The sequence below is a fragment of the Xenorhabdus sp. BG5 genome, assembly GCF_015163665.1.
Lineage (GTDB): Bacteria > Pseudomonadota > Gammaproteobacteria > Enterobacterales > Enterobacteriaceae > Xenorhabdus.
This window is the reverse complement of record NZ_JADEUG010000005.1, coordinates 34,118-51,771: the sequence shown is the minus strand read 5'-3', so window position 1 is coordinate 51,771 and position 17,654 is coordinate 34,118. Positions and strand designations below refer to the sequence as shown.

5 protein-coding genes are annotated in these 17,654 nt (G+C 46.4%); 2 read left to right on the top strand and 3 right to left on the bottom strand.

From position 1 onward, the window contains the following. Nucleotides 1–4: 4 nt before the first annotated feature. Entirely contained in the window at nt 5–12,199 is a 12,195-nt protein-coding gene (locus tag IQ209_RS18210; protein ID WP_228005719.1) for a non-ribosomal peptide synthetase, read from the bottom strand. Between the two features lie 1,000 nt (nt 12,200–13,199). Here IQ209_RS18210 and IQ209_RS04315 point away from each other — a divergent pair. Together IQ209_RS04315 and IQ209_RS04310 are read left to right on the top strand one after the other, a co-directional pair. After that, nucleotides 13,200–13,532, top strand: a complete 333-nt coding sequence (locus IQ209_RS04315) for a multidrug efflux SMR transporter (RefSeq protein ID WP_193849331.1) — start codon at nt 13,200–13,202, stop codon at nt 13,530–13,532. Nucleotides 13,533–13,568: 36 nt separating this feature from the next. Then, nucleotides 13,569–13,847 (top strand): DUF333 domain-containing protein, encoded by a 279-nt coding sequence (locus tag IQ209_RS04310; RefSeq protein ID WP_193849329.1) that lies wholly within the window; start codon nt 13,569–13,571, stop codon nt 13,845–13,847. 58 nt (nt 13,848–13,905) lie between these two features. Here IQ209_RS04310 and IQ209_RS18650 read toward each other — a convergent pair whose 3' ends face one another. Then, complete coding sequence (locus tag IQ209_RS18650) at nt 13,906–16,833, bottom strand: salicylate synthase (RefSeq protein WP_339378905.1); 2,928 nt, start codon at nt 16,831–16,833, stop codon at nt 13,906–13,908. A 35-nt stretch (nt 16,834–16,868) separates the two neighbouring features. Then, nucleotides 16,869–17,645 carry an alpha/beta fold hydrolase gene (locus IQ209_RS04300; RefSeq protein ID WP_193849455.1) on the bottom strand — a complete coding sequence of 259 codons (777 nt, stop codon included), beginning with the start codon at nt 17,643–17,645 and terminating at the stop codon, nt 16,869–16,871. Nucleotides 17,646–17,654: the final 9 nt, after the last annotated feature.

Genomic DNA, 17,654 nt, shown 5'->3' with positions numbered 1-17,654 from the left:
TTTTTTACACGTCCAAGATGGTTTTCTTTTCTGGATAGAGAGGTGAATTTTCGTTATCCACATAGTCAAAACGATGAGTAAGCTGGTTGAGCTGCTCAATTGAAACGCCTTTAATTCCGTAATCGCTGGGCGTTTTTATTCCTCCCGCATGGGCCTGTTTTTGACTTTCGCTGATAACACTATTGAGTGCTTGCTCAAATGCCGTGATAAATACCGCTGTCTGAGCGTGTGGCAAGCGGGAGTCCACACTAAATTGCAGTTTTCCCGTCTGAACTGCGCCATTGATATTCAGCAATAAAGCGTTGTGATCCCCGCTGGCTATCACTGCGCCACAATTATCGCTACTCAGTGACCAGTCTTGATGGCAACTTCCGCCTAACTGACCGAGATAATTGAAGCTGATAGCTGGTAAATCTCCTGACAAATAGCCAGCCTGACGTAACGCACCATAGCCAATACCTTTGTTTGGTACGGCGCGAAGCATCTCTTTGATGTGAATAATGGTTTCTGCAATAGTGGTCTGCATTGCCAGCCTGACGGGATATTGTGTTGTAAACCAGCCGACGGTTTCAGCAATATCTAGCGTGTTATCGATGGTTTCACGCCCATGTCCTTCCAGAACGATGTAGTTTACTGATCGGGAGAAAGTCCCCTGTAATGCCAAGGTTAGGGCACTCAATAATAAGTCGTTAATTTCAGTGGAATAACCGGCGTTGGCTTCATGCAGCAGGATATCAGTCATCTCGGCAGAGATGTTTAATTGGTGATAAGTGGTTTTATCCAGTGCAGGATATAAGTCGTTGTCTGTTATGACTTGTTGCCAGTAGGACACTTCATCTTGATGCTGTTGAGCATAATGATGGACTGCGGCCACCCACTGCCGATAACTGCTGGTTTTCGGTGGTAAGGTCATGCCTTGCAATAACAAACGCATATCCTCTGTAATAATGCGCCAGGAGACAGCGTCAATGATCAGATGGTGGAATGCGAAGAATAATCGGGCGCTGCCATTGGCGTATCCGGTCAGATGAGCGGCTTGCCATAAGGGGCCGTTACTGTAATCAAATCCACTTTGCCATTGGGTGAGTTGTTGGTGTAATTCCGTTTCTGTAAGTTCACTGATATTACAGTGCTGTAATGCAGACAACCAGGGTGGCATTTCCGGCGAATAGCACTGACGGTAGCCGTTTTCAGTATATATAAAATGGACACGTAATATGTCGTGCCGCTCAGTCAGTGCGATCAGCGCCTGTTCAATAGCAGTATGACTGATATTGCCTGGCAGTCGGATCATAAATGCCTGATTCCAATGGTGTGGATTTGGCAGATTGAGGTCAAAGAAACTTTGCTGGATAGGCAATAAATCAAACTCTCCGCTTAGTAACCCTTGTTCAGCACTGGCTTTTACTGTGTGTGATATCAGTGTTGGCAGTTGAGCTAATCGAGCCACCGTTGGTGCTTCAAATATTGATTTGACCTGGAGATAAAAGCCCGCCTGACGCAGTTTGGAAACTAGCTGGATACTGACAATGGAGTCGCCGCCGATACGGAAGAAGTTATCTTCAATGCCAATTCTCTCCAGCCCCAACACCTCTTGCCAGATGGCACACAACTGAGTTTCTAAGGCATTACGGGGCGCTATATAGTTGTCACTATTGCCCCATACCGGTGTTGGCAGGGCGCGGCGATCCAGCTTGCCGTTGAGGGTTAAGGGTATGGATTCGATACGGGTAAAGTTGGCGGGCAGCATATAGTCTGGCAAGCGGGTGGAAATATACCGAACCAAGGTATCATCGGGCAGCACACCATCGGTGACCAGATACGCCACCAGTATTTGATCCCCTTTGTGCTTATGGTCGATCACCACCGCCTGTTTGACCTGTGGGTGTGAAGTCAGGGCGTTTTCGATTTCCCCTAATTCGATACGGTAGCCCCGGATCTTAACCTGAAAATCATTACGCCCCAGATATTCCAGCTCCCCGTTCGGCCGCCAGCGGACTAAGTCGCCGGTTTTGTACAAACGGGTATAGCCACAGGCTTTATCTGCTTCTGACGCAAACGGGTTCTCAACAAAACGTTCAGCGGTGAGTTCAGGCCGGTTTAAATACCCCCGTGCCAGTCCGGCACCGCCAATATATAACTCACCCGACACACCGATAGGGGACAAGTTGTTGTGACTATCAAGGACGTAAAGACGGACATTATTGATGGATTTACCAATATTGTTGGCGATTTCCCCGGATTGGTAGTGCTTGCCGCTGGCACAAACGGTCACTTCGGTGGGGCCGTACGCATTCAGTACCTCGCAGTGATGACTGAAATAGTCAAGAAAATCTAAAGACGGGGCTTCTCCCGCGGTTACCAATAACTGTAAAGAGGGTAACTCAGTGCCAATTAACACTTTTAATATGGCTGGGGGTAAGGTGGCTAATTCAATGCCTTCACGCTGGATCAGTTGTGCAATGGCCGGCGCATTGCGCTCTGTTTCGCTGCACAGGTAAACCGTCAGGCCATGCAGTAAACTGACAAACAGTTCAGAAACCGAGGCATCAAAGACATAAGCCGCAAACATTAAGGCTTTTTTTCGCCTGGTGATATCAAACAGTGCTGCCTGTGCTGACACCAGATGGGCCACATTTTTATGTTCAATCATGACGCCTTTAGGCTGCCCCGTGGTGCCTGAGGTGTAGATGATATAGGCCAAATCGTCTGGGTTATTGACAGGTGCCAGATTTTCCACGGGCTGGCTTATCGTGATGGTTTGGTCATCTGCCGCTATCCGAATTGGCGGTTCCGCCCGTGCCTGAGCATATTCCGCCAGTGCTGTCAGATAGCGTTGCTGGGTGAGGAGGCACGGGCTTTGGGTATCTTGCAGAATAAACTGTACCCGCTCTGGTGGATATGCCGGGGAAATCGGTACATACGCGCCACCGGCTTTGAGCACTGCCAGAATACTGATGACCATCTCCAGACTGCGGTCAAGATAGAGGGCGATGGGGGTGTCTGCTGGAAGGGGAACATTCTTATGTTGCTGGTAACGCTCACGAATAACACCGGCTAACTGATTGGCCCGTTGGTTTAACTGCCGGTAGGTCAGGGTTTCCCCTTCAAATACCAGCGCTATATTATCCGGCGTCTTTTCTGCCTGTACTTCAAAGAGCTGCTGCAAGGTTTTCTCTTGCGGGTAAGGGGCGTCAGTCTGGTTCCAGGTGTGCAGCAGGGTATGGCGCTCCGGGGCCGACAGGATATCAATCCCCGCCAGCGATTGTTGCGGGTCTGTCACGAAGGCGGCCAGCACCCGTTGGTAGATAGCGGCCAGCCGTGCCATGGTGGTGTCGTTAAACAGGCTGACCGCGTAATTCAGGTTGCCTGTAATAGCGGGTTGTCCCTCGGACAGAAACAGGCTCAGGTCAAACTTGGCGGGGCTGTACAGGGATTCATCTAATGTCACCGGCTGAAACGGCAGTCTGGCTTCATCTGGCCGGTGTTCCCCAACACGGTGTAAGCCAAACATAACCTGAAAAATCGGATGACGGGCGGGGTCACGTTCAATTGCCAGAGCGTCAAGCAGTTGTTCAAACGGCATGTCCTGATGCGCTTTGGCATCGGCCAGTAATTGATGGGTTTGTTTAATCAGGGTGGCTACGCTGTCTGTCAGCACAAGCTGTGCCCGCAAGACCAGAGAGTTGACAAACATCCCTACTAGCGTTTGGGTCTGGGCGTGGTGTCGGTTATCAGTTGGTGTGCCCAGTACGATATCGTTTTGGCCGGATAGTTTTGCCAGCGTGACATAAAAGCCACTGAGCAGCACGGTATACAGGGTGGTTTCCTGATTTTTTGCCAGCATTCTGAGCTGGTCAGAGAGGGGGGCATCCAGCGTAAAATTGAAGTCCCGTCCCTGATAACTGACCTGAGCGGGTCTGGGGGCGTCTGTTGGCAAGGCCAGGGTTTCGTAGTGGGCTAAGGTCTGTCGCCAGTAAGCGAGCTGGCGTTCACGCACATCGCCCTGTAAATATTCCCGCTGCCAGGCGGCATAATCGCCATAGGTGATATCCAGAACGGGCAACCGGCTGTCACGGCCGGCTAACAAGGCTGGGTAAATCTCGGCCAGTTCACGCATAAAAATGTCGATGGCCCAGCCATCAATGGCGATATGGTGCCATAACATCAGGAAGTAATGCTTATCGGCCAGGGCATAGTGACAGAGGCGCAGACCGGGTTCGGTGGTCAAATCAAATGGCGTGGCTGTCTCAGTGCGTATGGTATCCAGAAGCGTGTCAATACCATCACAGGGCGCGACTGACCGGATAACCAACGGCCTGTCCAGTACCTGCTGGTAATGCTGTCCACCATCATAATGGGGGTATACCGTTCTTATCACGGCATGGCGCTGCGCTAATCGGTTAATGGCGGTTTCTAACACGGGCAGACAGGCGGCATTATCCAGTTGCACCAGACAGGGGATATGGTAGGCATCGGTGCCCTGTTCAAACTGCTCGATAAACAGCATTCGCTCCTGAGCAAACGATAAGGGGTAGTGCGCCAATTCGCGGTGAGGAATAACCGTGTTGGCGGGTTGCCCCATCTGGTTCGTCAGGCTGGCAATGGTTTTGCGTTCAAAGAGTTGTGTCAGTGAAACCTCAAGCCCAAGGGTTTGGTGAATCGCTGCCGTCAGCTTAATCGCAGTCAGGGAATTACCACCAATGCGGAAGAAGTTATCTTCAATCCCAATTTTCTCTAGCCCCAATACCTCCTGCCAGATAGCGCATAACTGAGTTTCTAAGGCATTACGGGGCGCAATATAGTTGTCACTATTACCCCATACCGGTGTTGGCAGGGCACGGCGGTCCAGTTTACCGTTGAGGGTTAAGGGTATGAATTCAATACGGGTAAAACTGGCCGGCAGCATATAGTCTGGCAGGCGAAGAGAAAGGTGTGTCATTAGGGCATCATCCGATACCTCACCCGCCGTGACCAGATACGCTACCAGTACTTGATTGCCTTGATGCTTATAGTCAGTCACCACCGCCTGTTTAACTTGTGGATGGGTGGCAAGGGCCGTTTCAATTTCTCCCAATTCGATACGGTAGCCCCGGATCTTAACCTGAAAATCATTGCGCCCCAGATATTCCAGCTCCCCGTTCGGCAGCCAGCGGACTAAGTCACCGGTTTTGTACAAACGGGTATAGCCACGGGCTTTATCTGCTGCTGACGCAAACGGATTCTCAACAAAACGTTCAGCGGTGAGTTCAGGCCGATTTAAATACCCCCGTGCCAGTCCGGCACCGCCGATATATAACTCCCCCGTCGCACCGATAGGGGACAAGTTACCGTGACTATCAAGCACGTAAAGACGGGCGTTATTGATGGCTTGACCAATATTGCGGGCAATCTCCCCGGATTGGTAGTGCTTGCCACTGGCACAAACGGTCACTTCGGTGGGGCCGTAAGCATTCAGTACCCCGCTGTGATGGCTGAAATAGTCAAGAAAATCTAAGGACGGGGCTTCTCCCGCTGTCACCAAGAGCTGTAAGGAAGGGAATGCCGTGCCGACTAATACTTTCAGTATGGCGGGCGGTAAGGTGGCTAATTCAATGCTTTCTCGTTGAATCAGTTGTGCAACGGCCGGTGCATTGCGCTCTGTTTCGCTGCACAGATAGACCGTCAGGCCATGCAGTAAACTGACAAACAGTTCGGAAACCGAGGCATCAAAGACATAAGCTGCAAACATTAAGGCTTTTTTGTGCTTTGTGATATCAAACAGTGCTGCCTGCGCCGCCACCATATGAGCCACATTTTTATGTTCGATCATGACGCCTTTAGGCTGCCCTGTGGTGCCTGAGGTGTAGATGATATAGGCCAGGTCGGTAGGTTTATTGACTATAGCCAGATTTTCTACGGGCTGGTTTATGGTGATGGTCCGGTCATCTGACGCTATCCGTATCGGCGGCGCTGCCCGTGCCTGAGTATATTCCGCCAGTGCTGTCAGATAGTGTTGCTGGGTGAGGATACAGGGGCTTTGGGTATCTTGCAGAATAAACTGCACCCGCTCTGGCGGATATGCCGGGGAGATCGGTACATACGCACCACCGGCTTTCAGTACCGCCAGAATACTGATGACCATCTCCAGACTGCGGTCAAGATAGAGGGCGATGGGGGTGTCTGCGGGCAGAGGGGCATTTTTATGTTGCTGATAATGTTCACGAATAACCCAGGCTAACTGATTTGCCCGTTGATTTAACTGCCGGTAAGTTAGGGTTTCCCCTTCAAACACCAGTGCCACATTATCTGGCGTTTTTTCTGCCTGTACTTCAAAGCGTTGCTGTAAGGTTTTATCTTGTGGGTAAGGGGCATCGGTCTGGTTCCAGGTGTGCAGTAAGGTATAACGCTCTGCTTCACTGAGAAACAAGATGGCGGTATGAAGCTGGTGTGGATCACCGGCCACAGCGTGTAGAATGCGTTCAAACTGATGCAACAAGCGCTGTGCTTGTTTGTCGGTCAGCCAGTCTTCACCATAACTCAATTTAACCGTAAGACAGTTATTCTGTTCATAGGCCATCAGTGATAATGGATAATCGGTTTTTTCGATGGCCTGGCGGAATATCAGGGTATTTTCAACACCCGTCTCATTTTCGCTTGCCACGGGGACGGGGTAGTTTTCAAAGACAAACAGGCTATGGAATAACCGTTCTCCGTCGGATTGCAAACTGGCAAGTGAGACAGCACTGTGGCTGTTGAGTATGGCGATATCTTTCTGTATAGCTTGTAAGATACTAATAACACTTCGGTTATTATCCCACTGCACCATCAATGGCAAGGTATTAATATACAGGCCGACACTGGACTCAATGCCGTCTACTGGTACATCGCGCCCGGATACGGTGGTGCCAACAATAGTCTGTTTATCCCCGGTGTAACTGTGCAGTAATTTATGCCAGGCAAATTGCAATACCACATTCAGGGTAATACCTTGTGTCCGGCACATATCCTTAAGCTGCGCATAATCGCTCCCCTGCACAGTGAGTGCCTGTTCAGCCGGTTTTTCGATGGTTTTTATCTGCGTCAAGTTAACATGACGATTTAACAGGTTTGACAGATCATTAGTTGCCTGGAAATGTGTTTTACGTTCCGCCCAATACATCTCAGATTCGGCCAGATGTTCCAGATAGTATTGCTGGGTTGCCAGATAAGCTTTCTCCACTACGATCTGAGGCATCTGCCCTTGCACCAGCATGTCGTAATACCCGTGCACAGTCTGCAATAAAATCGGACCACTCCAGCCATCAGTAATCGTGTGGTGTTGGGAGATCAGCACCGTTACCCGTTGTTCACGCTGTTTAATTAGGGTAAAGCGGATTAAACCAGGCTGACGTAAATTAAAAGGCAGAGTACGGTCATGTTGTTGAATTGTTTCAATCGCCTTGTTTCGTTCTTCTGCGGGTAATTGGCTGATATCTTTGATCTTGAAGTTCGCCGAATTAATACTGGCACCCGTGGTTACAATCTGCAAAATTTCCCCTTCCCAATTAAATGCCGTTCTGAGGATGGGAAAGCGCAGTGAAGCCAGCGACCAGGCTTGCTGATAGGCGGCAAGGTTGAGTTGGGTGTGATAATCCAGCAACAATTGCACACGATAGGCATCATCTTGTGGTTGAGCCAGATGATGATAAATAAATCCTTGCTGCAAGCTGGTGGCGGGATACAGGGTTTCCATCTGATAGTTTTGTTGCAAGTGCTTTAAGCGTTCGATTGAAACCGCTTTAAATTCGTAATCACTGGGTGTTTTCACACTACCCAATTGGGCCTGTTTTTGGCCGGCGGCGATGACACTATTGAGTGCTTGCTCAAAGGCTGTGATAAATATGTGTGTTTGGGCTGACGGTAAACGAGACAATACACTGAATTGCAGTTTTCCTGCCTGAACTGCGCCATTGATATCTAGCAGTAAATGGCTCATGTTTTCGCGGGCGATCATTGCACCACAGTCTTCATCGGTCAGCGCCCAATCCTGATGGTTTTCACCTCCTAATTGACCAAGGTAGTTAAAACTGATGGCTGGTAAATCCTCTGACAAGTATCCAACCTGACGTAGCGCCCCATAACCGATACCTTTGTTTGGCACGGCACGCAGCATCTCTTTCGTGTGAATAATCGTCTCAGCAATATTGCCCTGCGTTATCAGACGAACAGGGTAGGTAGTTGTAAACCAGCCCACAGTTTCGGCGATATCCACAGCACTGTCGATAGCTTCCCGCCCATGCCCCTCAAGAGTAATGAAGTTTACCGCACGGGAGAACGTTGTCTGCAATGCCAGTGTGAGAGCACTAAGCAGCAAGTCGTTAATTTCCGTGTGATAACCTAGATTAGTCTCATGTAGCAGAGTGTTCGTCAGTTCAGTTGATAAGCTCAGTTGATGCGTGTTGCGTTCTCCCATCAGCGGGTAAGTTTTTTCACCCGCCATGACTCCCTGCCAGTAGGGCACTTCATCTTGATGCTGTATGGCATAGTGATAGACAGCAGCAACCCATTGTCGGTAGCTGCTGGTCTTTGGTGGTAGCGCTGTTCCCTGTAGTAGCAGGCGTATATCTTCCGCAATAATCCGCCAGGACACGACATCAATAATCAAGTGATGAAATGCGAAGAATAAGCGGGCGCTGCCATCGGCATATCCGGTCAGATGGGCGGCTTGCCACAAAGGGCCCGTACAATAATTAAAGCCACTTTGCCATTGTGTCAGCTGTTGATGATTTAATTCATTGAAATCACAATGCTGTAATGTGGGTAACCAGGGCGGTATTTCTGCGGAGTAGCACTGACGATAACCCTGTTCAGTTTTAACAAAATGGACGCGTAACATATCATGTCGCTCAGTCAGTGCGATCAGCGCCTGTTCAATAGCTGCGTGACTGATATTGCCTGGCAGCCGGATCATAAATGCCTGATTCCAATGGTGCGGGCATGGCAAGTTCAGATTGAAGAAATCCTGTTGGATAGGCAATAAACCAAATTCTCCATGCAATAATCCCTGTTCAGCCACTACAGATACATGGGATGAAATTTGCGTCAGCAATTGCGCCAACCGCGCTACCGTTGGTGCTTCAAAAATCGATTTGGCTTGCAGGGAGAAACCGATTTGCCGCAGTTTGGAGACTAACTGGATGCTGACAATCGAGTCGCCACCGATACGGAAGAAATTATCCTCAATACCGATCCGTTCTAATCCTAAGACATCTTGCCAGAGCACACACAATTGGGTTTCCAACTCAGTGCGTGGCGCTATATAACGCTCCCAATCTTCCCATACCGGCGCTGGCAAAGCATGGCGGTCGAGCTTGCCGTTGATAGTCAAGGGGATGGCATCAATGCGGGTAAAACTGGCGGGTGTCATATATTCCGGCAGGTGGGTTGAGAGATGCGCTATCAAAGTGTCATTGGCCAAGGCTTCGTCTGTGACCAGATAAGCTGCCAGTGCTTTGTGGCCTGCATGATCTCGGTCGATCACCACTGCCTGTTTTACTTGCGGATGAGAGGATAAGGTAGTTTCGATTTCACCCAATTCAATGCGGTAACCACGAATTTTGACCTGAAAATCATGGCGTCCCAGATATTCCAGGTTACCGTCCGGCAGCCAGCGCACCCGATCACCGGTTTTGTACAAACGAGTATAACCACGGGCTTTGTCTTCATCTGTGGCAAACGGATTTTCCACAAAACGCTCAGCAGTCAGATCTGGACGATTACGATATCCCCGCGCCAGCCCAGCACCGCCGATATACAACTCTCCAGGGGCGCCAATGGGAGAGAGTTTGCCGTTATGATTAAGGACATACAGGCGGGTGTTGTTATGAGCCTTGCCAATCGGAATAATGCCACCAATCTCATTGGTTACCTCAAAGTGAGTGACATCATTTGTCGTTTCTGTGGGGCCATAGAGGTTAATTAAAGTGCTTGAATGACTATTTATAAATCTAAACGCGTTGACATGGGACATCGTCAGCGTTTCCCCGCCACATAGAACGTAACGGATAGTGCGGGGTAACTGATGCCCTAAGTCCCGTACTGTCTGGCAGAAAGCGCCTAACATGGACGGGACAAATTGCACCACCGTTACGCCAGTTTTCTCTATCAGTTGATACAAGTCCTCTGGCTGTTTATGGGTATCCGGTGAGGGCAGTACGATAGTGCCACCAAAACAGTTAGCTGCAATTAACTCCCAGACTGAAGCATCAAAGGTATAAGGGATTTGTTGCAGGACCTTATCCGAGGCACTTAATGGGTATTGGGATTGCATCCAACATAAGTGATTGATGACGTTTTGATGGGTTAACTCAACGCCTTTCGGCTGTCCGGTCGTCCCGGAAGTGTAGATAATGTAGGCCAAATCAGAACTTTTGTTCACTGGCACTAAATTTTCTACCGACTGGCCTTGGGTGACTGTACGGTCATCTGCGGCTATCAGCGTCGGCTGAATTGGCAAAGCGTAAGTATACTGTTCCAGTGTTGTCAGATAGCGTTGTTGGGTGAGTACACATGGGCTTCCGGTGTCTTCCAGAATAAACTGAACTCGTTCCGGTGGATATTCAGGGGAGATCGGTACATAAGCGCCACCGGCTTTCAGTACCGCCAGGATACTGACTACCATTTCCAGACTGCGATCGAGGTAGAGAGCGATAGGGGTATCTGCTTGCATCGGTGTATTGCATTGCCGCCGGATGACAACGGCGAGCTGGTTTGCCTGTTCGTTGAGTTGACGATAGGTCAGGGTTTTCTCTTCAAACACCAGCGCCACGTTATTCGGTGTTCTTTCTGTCTGTGCCTCGAACAGTTGTTGTAAAATTTTATCCTGCGGGTAGGATGCATCAGTTTGGTTCCAACTGTGCAGCAGGGTATGACGCTCCTGTTCTAATAAAATAGGTAATTCATGGACGAATAAAGAAGGGGTATTAAGCAAAGCAGTCAATAAGTTCTGCAATCGCGTAAGTATTTGTTTTACATCTTGCTCACTAAAATATTCCCGTAAATAATCTATCGCTATTGTTAGTCCTTGATCATATCCAAAGTCTTGCAAGCGAAAAACGATAGGATCAGTGTTAAATCCCCCATCTACAATATAATGCTGCGCCTGGTTGATTTCAGATGCTGATTCTGAAAGCCTTTCATAGAATATAAATATATTAGGTAAAGCAATGCCATGGTTATTAGCCATGCGAATCAAGTGAGAACGGGGGAATTGGCTGTGGTGATAACTCTCTTTTAGCGCTAATTCCATTAGCTTAATCTGTTCAATGGCACTGATTGTGTGAGAAACATGGCAATGTACCGGATAAATATTGGTTTGCATCCCTACGACATATTTCTCTGATTTTGTCCTTCTGCCATGAGTGATGGTATTAAATGTTAATTCCTGTTGCCCTGTTAGTTCTGACATCATAATGATGACTAAGCTCGAAAAGACAGCAAGAAGGTTCGTTTTATTTTTTTCACAAAAAGCAAGCAAATCAGCTTTAATTGAAAACGGTAATGCCAACATATCGTTACGGAAACCCCTATTTTGATAACAAGGGATTAATTGATGTATATCGTTTTTTGTTAAAAAATCATACCAGTATTTTTTGTCTTTTTCGTAACAGGAGGAAGTTAGATATTTTTTTGCTTTTTCTATCGTATTTAAATATTGTGGAATTTCTGCTAACCAGGTGGTTGAAGTTCTATTTTTCAGGCATGCATATAACTTATGGGTATATTCATGGAGCCGGAATAAACCAACCCCATCAATCATAATATGATGGAACTTAGTGAAGAAGTAATATTTCTCGTTGGTAATACGAAGCAATGCGGCTTGGAATAAGGACTCATTTGGAAATTTAATGGGAATATCTATCTGTTGCTGCATCCAAATTTTTGCTTTTTTTTCAGGATCAGGCTGCATTGTAAAATCATGGAGTATGACTAATTCAGTATCACTTTGATTCTGAATATATTGGGTTGCTTCATTATCCGAATTAACGGATATGCGTAACCTCAACATATCAACATGTTGGTATAGTAATAGCCAGGCTTGTTGCAAGATGACTATATCAACTTCACCTTCCATCAAGGTATACCAGCCCAGGTTGTGTAATGGGTTGTTTTCGTGAAAGGTTTGCTCATAAAACACATCCTCTTGAGCGGGATGAAGGTTATACAAGTTCGAATTCAACGAACCTTCAAGTGTTCTCATAGTCAATTATACGAATGCATTCCGTTTACAAGTTATTTGTCATTCATGATACAAATGAATAGATTTCAGTGCTTGCCTAACCTTAATTTATTTATGTTTTGGCATTAACATAATTTATTACGTTATATCTGATTTTTTATGATTTTTAACATCAGGTTATTATTTTATTTAATAGGTATTAGCATGAACTATCATGGTATCACTACAGCTAATCTCGCAATCTTTCAGCATTCCCCCTCATTTGAAATAGTTAATATTGTTTGTCCAAGGTTTAAAATTTATTTTTTGTCTATTTAAGTGTATATCTTCGTCACTTATCCTGTTTCGCGCAGTTTGTTTTTATTCTCGAGAATAGTCATTATTTTCACCTATTATTCCATGATCATGATTTTATAGTCGTAGTTCTTCAGGTTTCAATAGTGATAGTCATTTGTATTTAAGTCTATAATATTTTTATTTGTTGTGATTATATTTTTTAATTGCCTATGGATATAATGTGATCTAGTTTGGTTTCTTTATGGTTACCTGTCGGTATTTAACTTGCTGTTATAGTGTTTTTTAGCGCAAAAAATAATTCACTGTTCTTTTCTATATTGAAGTGAATAATTTCTTCGGGTCATTTTCATGATAAATTATTTAAGGTAGTTCTTATAGGTAAAAATAATATTGATGCATATATACCCATCCAACTTCAAGATGCGTGTTATATTTCCCCGTGTGGCGGGGAAATATAAGGCCTCGCTTCGTCTTGCGGATTGCAACTTGAAGTTTATTGAGTATAGATAGATTAATGGAATAATCATTTTTATTTTATTGCATAATTTTCTGCCAAATTTATACTTGATTTTTTTCTTCATTATTATTCTTTTCATAAAGAAAAAACACTTCATTTCGTTAAGGTATTGTATTTTAAGTTATGGTAGATTAAGCAGTTTTTTTGAAATTTGATCTGTCTTATAACTTTGTCTTGGTGAGCAATATGAATGTATGGGGTTATTTGTTTATCGCGATTTTGTCTGAAGTGATAGCGACAACAATGTTAAAAATGGCCGATGGCTTCACTCGCTTAGTGCCATCTGTTGTTGTGGTGATGGGATATTGCTTATCATTTTGGGCGTTATCACAAGTTGTAAAAGTGATGCCTTTGGGGATTGCTTATGCTGTTTGGTCTTGCCTTGGTATAGTTTTAGTCTCTATTGCGGGTATATTTTTATACCAGCAAAAATTGGATTTACCGGCAATTATCGGTATTCTTCTTATTATTGTCGGTGTTTTAGTCATCAATTTGTTTTCTAAAAGTACAGGTCATTGATCTATACCCTGTTCAGATAGTTAAACTGGAGAAAATATGTTGTTAAAGCGGGGAATTATCCTTGTCAGGTTGTTGCTGGTAGGCGCTATATTAGCAGGTTGCAGCGGGCATCAATCAAGCCAGTACAAACATTATCAATCTTCTGATCTGGGTATTTATCTGAGTAAAGATGCCAGTGAAAGTTGCTCTGATGCAGGGGGAATGCCGGCATTAACCAAGCAATTGAATGGTCATCAAGTTCCTGTTTGCCAGTTGGCGAATGGTCGTCGTTGTAATGAACAGGCGTTGTTGGATGGTGGGTGTACATCCTTTTAATTTAGGGAAAACCAGATATCACTCTGGTTTTCCCCGGAAGTATTATCCCAATAAACGTTTAGTCTTCTTTGGCGGAATAAGGACGAACATATTTCATAATGCACTCAAGTTTTTCACAGGTTTCCTGCCATTCTCTTTCTGGTCTTGAATCTCTGACCAAACCAGCACCAGCCTGAAGCCAACAGCGTTCTTTATGCTGGTAGAGGGAGCGTAATACCAATGCGGCATCCAGTTTACCTGCACTATCCAAGAGCATGACACAACCACTATAAAGCTGGCGAGGTTCACCTTCATAACGAGAAATGGCTTGTAAAGCCGGTTTTTTCGGTATCCCTGAAGCAGTGACTGCCGGGAATAAGGCAATAAAGGCATCCCAGCGGTTTTTGTCTGTGTGTAGCAACCCTTTTACTCGTGATGCCAAATGTTGTACCGAACCACGTTCACGAATAGCCATAAATTCTGATACACAAAGCGTTTCTGGCTGACAAATCGAGGCTAATTCTTCTAAGGCAAGTTTGACCGAAACAGCGTGTTCGGAAATTTCTTTCGGATCAGAAAGTAAATCGGCTCGCAGTTTTTGATCTTGCTCCTTGTCATGTGTTAATGCTCTGGTGCCAGCCAACGGTTGGGTATTAACCCAACCCGAACTATCTGCCTCAACGACGGTTTCTGGACTGAAACCGTAAGCAGTGAAATCTCCATCACGTAAGAAGAAAGAGCGGGCGGGGGTGTTAGCCCGACGGCCCAGCCAGTAACTGTGTGTAACATCAATATTTGTACCAAGATCAACCCGGCGTGACAGGATCACTTTTTGGTAGTGATCTGCGGCAATATCCTTAACTGCATTGGCAACGTTGTCTTGATAATGTTTTGTCGCGTCTGCTGTGTTGATAATGTCCATCTCTTTTGTCTGTGGGAAAGCCGGAGTGCCTAATTGATCAGCGCGTTTGACTTTCTCACTCAATAGGGATATTTGCGCTTCTTCCAGTGTTCGTATCAGCACCTGTCCTTGAGTTATGCGTAATTCATGTTGTGGAATGGTAATTTTTATTAATGCTTCATTTTGTTGTTCTAATGATGGTTCTAATGGTAAGCCATACGTCATATGGGAAAACTCAAATAATGTTCTGCCATAAGCACGCCAGTCTTTAATCGGAAGCGCGTTGAGCGCTTGCTCAAGTTTTTGGCTGAGTGTGTTGATATCGTATGGATGACAATTACCTTGTGAATCAATCAATTGTCCCGATGCATCTGCACTTATGGTTGCAGCACAGCCTATTCCCAATGACCATTCACCTTTCATTTCATAGAGCGTATAAGGTTGGGCATCATTATCGGTAAGCAAGTGGGTAACCAGATCTAACGGTGTGCTGGTAATAGCAATAGTGTGTTCATGATATTGTTGCATCAGGCGGTTATTTTCTGCTTTTTCTGTATTTTCTGCTTGCGCCATTTGTACTAACTGGCGTTTGTTGATTTTTCCTACCGCGGTTAATGGCCAGTACGCCACAAATAACCATTGGTCAGGGATTTTATGACGCTGAACGCCTTTCTGATGCAAGAATGCTTGCATTTGTGCGGGATCGGGTTGGTTGACACTCTTTGGCAGGCAAGCACAAATGCGTTCACCCAATAGTTCATCTGGGACAGCGATAACAACGACGTCATCAATATCTGGGTGTTGCAGCAGCAATGTTTCAACTTCTAGCGTTGAAATTTTTTCACCGCTGCGGTTGATCTGTTCTTTAATCCGTCCCTCAACGATCAGGTTGCCATCTGGTCTGATGCGGACCAAATCGCCTGTGCGGTAGAAGCCATCCGTGGTAAAAGCGACGGTATTGTGCTGTTCAGCACGGTAATACCCTGTAATGGTGTAAGGACCGCGTGTAATCAGTTCACCGACTTCCCCAGATGCAACGGGTTGCAGATTGTTATCAACAAGTTTGATCTCATCTTCTTCTGACAATGGGCGCCCTTGGGTGTTAATGATAACCTCATAAGGATCGTCTAATCGGGTATAGCAAAGTAACCCTTCCGCTGTACCAAAGACTTGTTGTAAAGGGCCAAGGCGTGCCATAACTTGTGCTGCCAGTTCCGGTGTGAGTCTGCCACCACCCACTTGTAAGCAGCGCAGGGATGAAAGGTCGCTTTGTTCCCAGTCTCGCGCTTGTTCCCAGAGCCGCGCAAGAGCCGGAACTAATGCTAAGTGTGTTACCTTATGCTCTTCGATCAATGGCATAGCTTCATCACAACTCGCTGTATCACTGAGGAGTACACATCCTCCCTGAGAAAGCGTGCCCAGAATACCGGGGCTGCCTAACGTGAAGTTATGTGCAACAGGCAATACCGCTAAATAAACGCTTTCAGTATTGATTGCGCACAGACGGGCGGAGAGCACAAAATCATAGGTATAGGCATCGTGAGTACGTGGGATTAGCTTTGGTGTACCTGTTGTTCCGCCAGAAAGCAGAAGTACGGCGATATCACCATAACTTGGGCCAATAATATTGAGCGGTTCATTTTCAATGGCGGTGAATGGGATAAATTCTTCTGCCTCTCCATCAACGATAATATGTTGCAGTTCGGGGCAAGATGCGGCAACTTCCCGTGCCATTTCCCGATAATCAAAGCCGTGGATACAATCAGGGATAATATAAGCCACCGGACGTGCAATCTGGCAAAGCGCATGAACATCATGTGCCCGTTGGGTAGGCATTAATAATACTGGATGAGCACCTAGCCTAAACAGAGCAAAACAGGTGACAACAAAGGAGATACGGTTAGGCAGTTGTACCATAACGTTATCACCACGGCGTATTCCACGATGATACAAACCGCTCGCCAGCCTTTCCGCAGATTGATGGAGTTCATGGTAAGTGAGCCGCTGTTCTTGGTAGATTAGCGCTGTTTTATTCCCCCAGATACTGGACCATCCGGCAAGCTGTTGATCCAGGGTCTTGCCATTCCAAAGATAATTTGGCGTCATCGTCAGTGTGTTCTCTGGGATAGAAAAAGGTGCCATTATGCGAACTCCTTTGAATAAACATATTGCATAAATTGGGTAACGTGAAGAATAAAATTCTGTGGTTTTTGCGTAATGTAAAAATGATCGCCGGCAATCTCTTGGCAGCAATCCGTAAGATTTTGTTTGTCACTGGCAAGCCAATGGTGCCACTGCTGAACTTCCAGAGCAGAAGCTTCTTTGTCCTCAGTGCCATAAAGCAACAATGTGGGGGTTTGTAGTTTTACTGAATCCAGCTGAATAGCGTGGTAATAGTGTTCTGTAGCAAAAAAATCAGCCCGTAACATGGGTAAGAACAGGGCAAGTAGTTCAGGATCTTCCCGTAAAATCGGGCTGCAACCGCCAATATCAATCAGTTGTTCAATGAATTCATGATCAGGCAATCCACTCAGTTGGCGGCGGGATTGAAGATGAGGCGCATGACATCCCGAAAGTACCAATGCCTTGGGGGCACAGTGATGTTGTTCAAGGTATCGGCAGGTTTCAAATGCGACTTGCGCTCCCATGCTATGGCCGACCAGTATCAGGTTTTCTCTCTGTGCGGGAGTCAATGCTCTGATCACATCAGAAAGCGACTGAGCCAATGGCGTAATGCGGGTAACAGCATGTTCATTCATACGGCTGTCACGTCCGGGATAAATCACCAGTGAAACCGCAATATCGGAATCTTCCAATGTGGACCAATTCCGAAATGCACTGGTACTGCCCCCGGCAAAGGGGCAGATGAGCAGCGTATATTTAGGTTTGCTATGCGTCGTCAGGCATGGACGGATCATCGGATGGAC

Bases quoted from the DNA above. Each gene is read 5' to 3' on its own strand.
- IQ209_RS04315 (WP_193849331.1), top strand. From the start codon at position 13,200: ATGAATGTATGGGGTTATTTGTTTATCGCGATTTTGTCTGAAGTGATA.
- IQ209_RS18650 (WP_339378905.1), bottom strand. From the start codon at position 16,833: ATGACGCCAAATTATCTTTGGAATGGCAAGACCCTGGATCAACAGCTT.
- IQ209_RS04300 (WP_193849455.1), bottom strand. From the start codon at position 17,645: ATGATCCGTCCATGCCTGACGACGCATAGCAAACCTAAATATACGCTG.
- IQ209_RS04310 (WP_193849329.1), top strand. From the start codon at position 13,569: ATGTTGTTAAAGCGGGGAATTATCCTTGTCAGGTTGTTGCTGGTAGGC.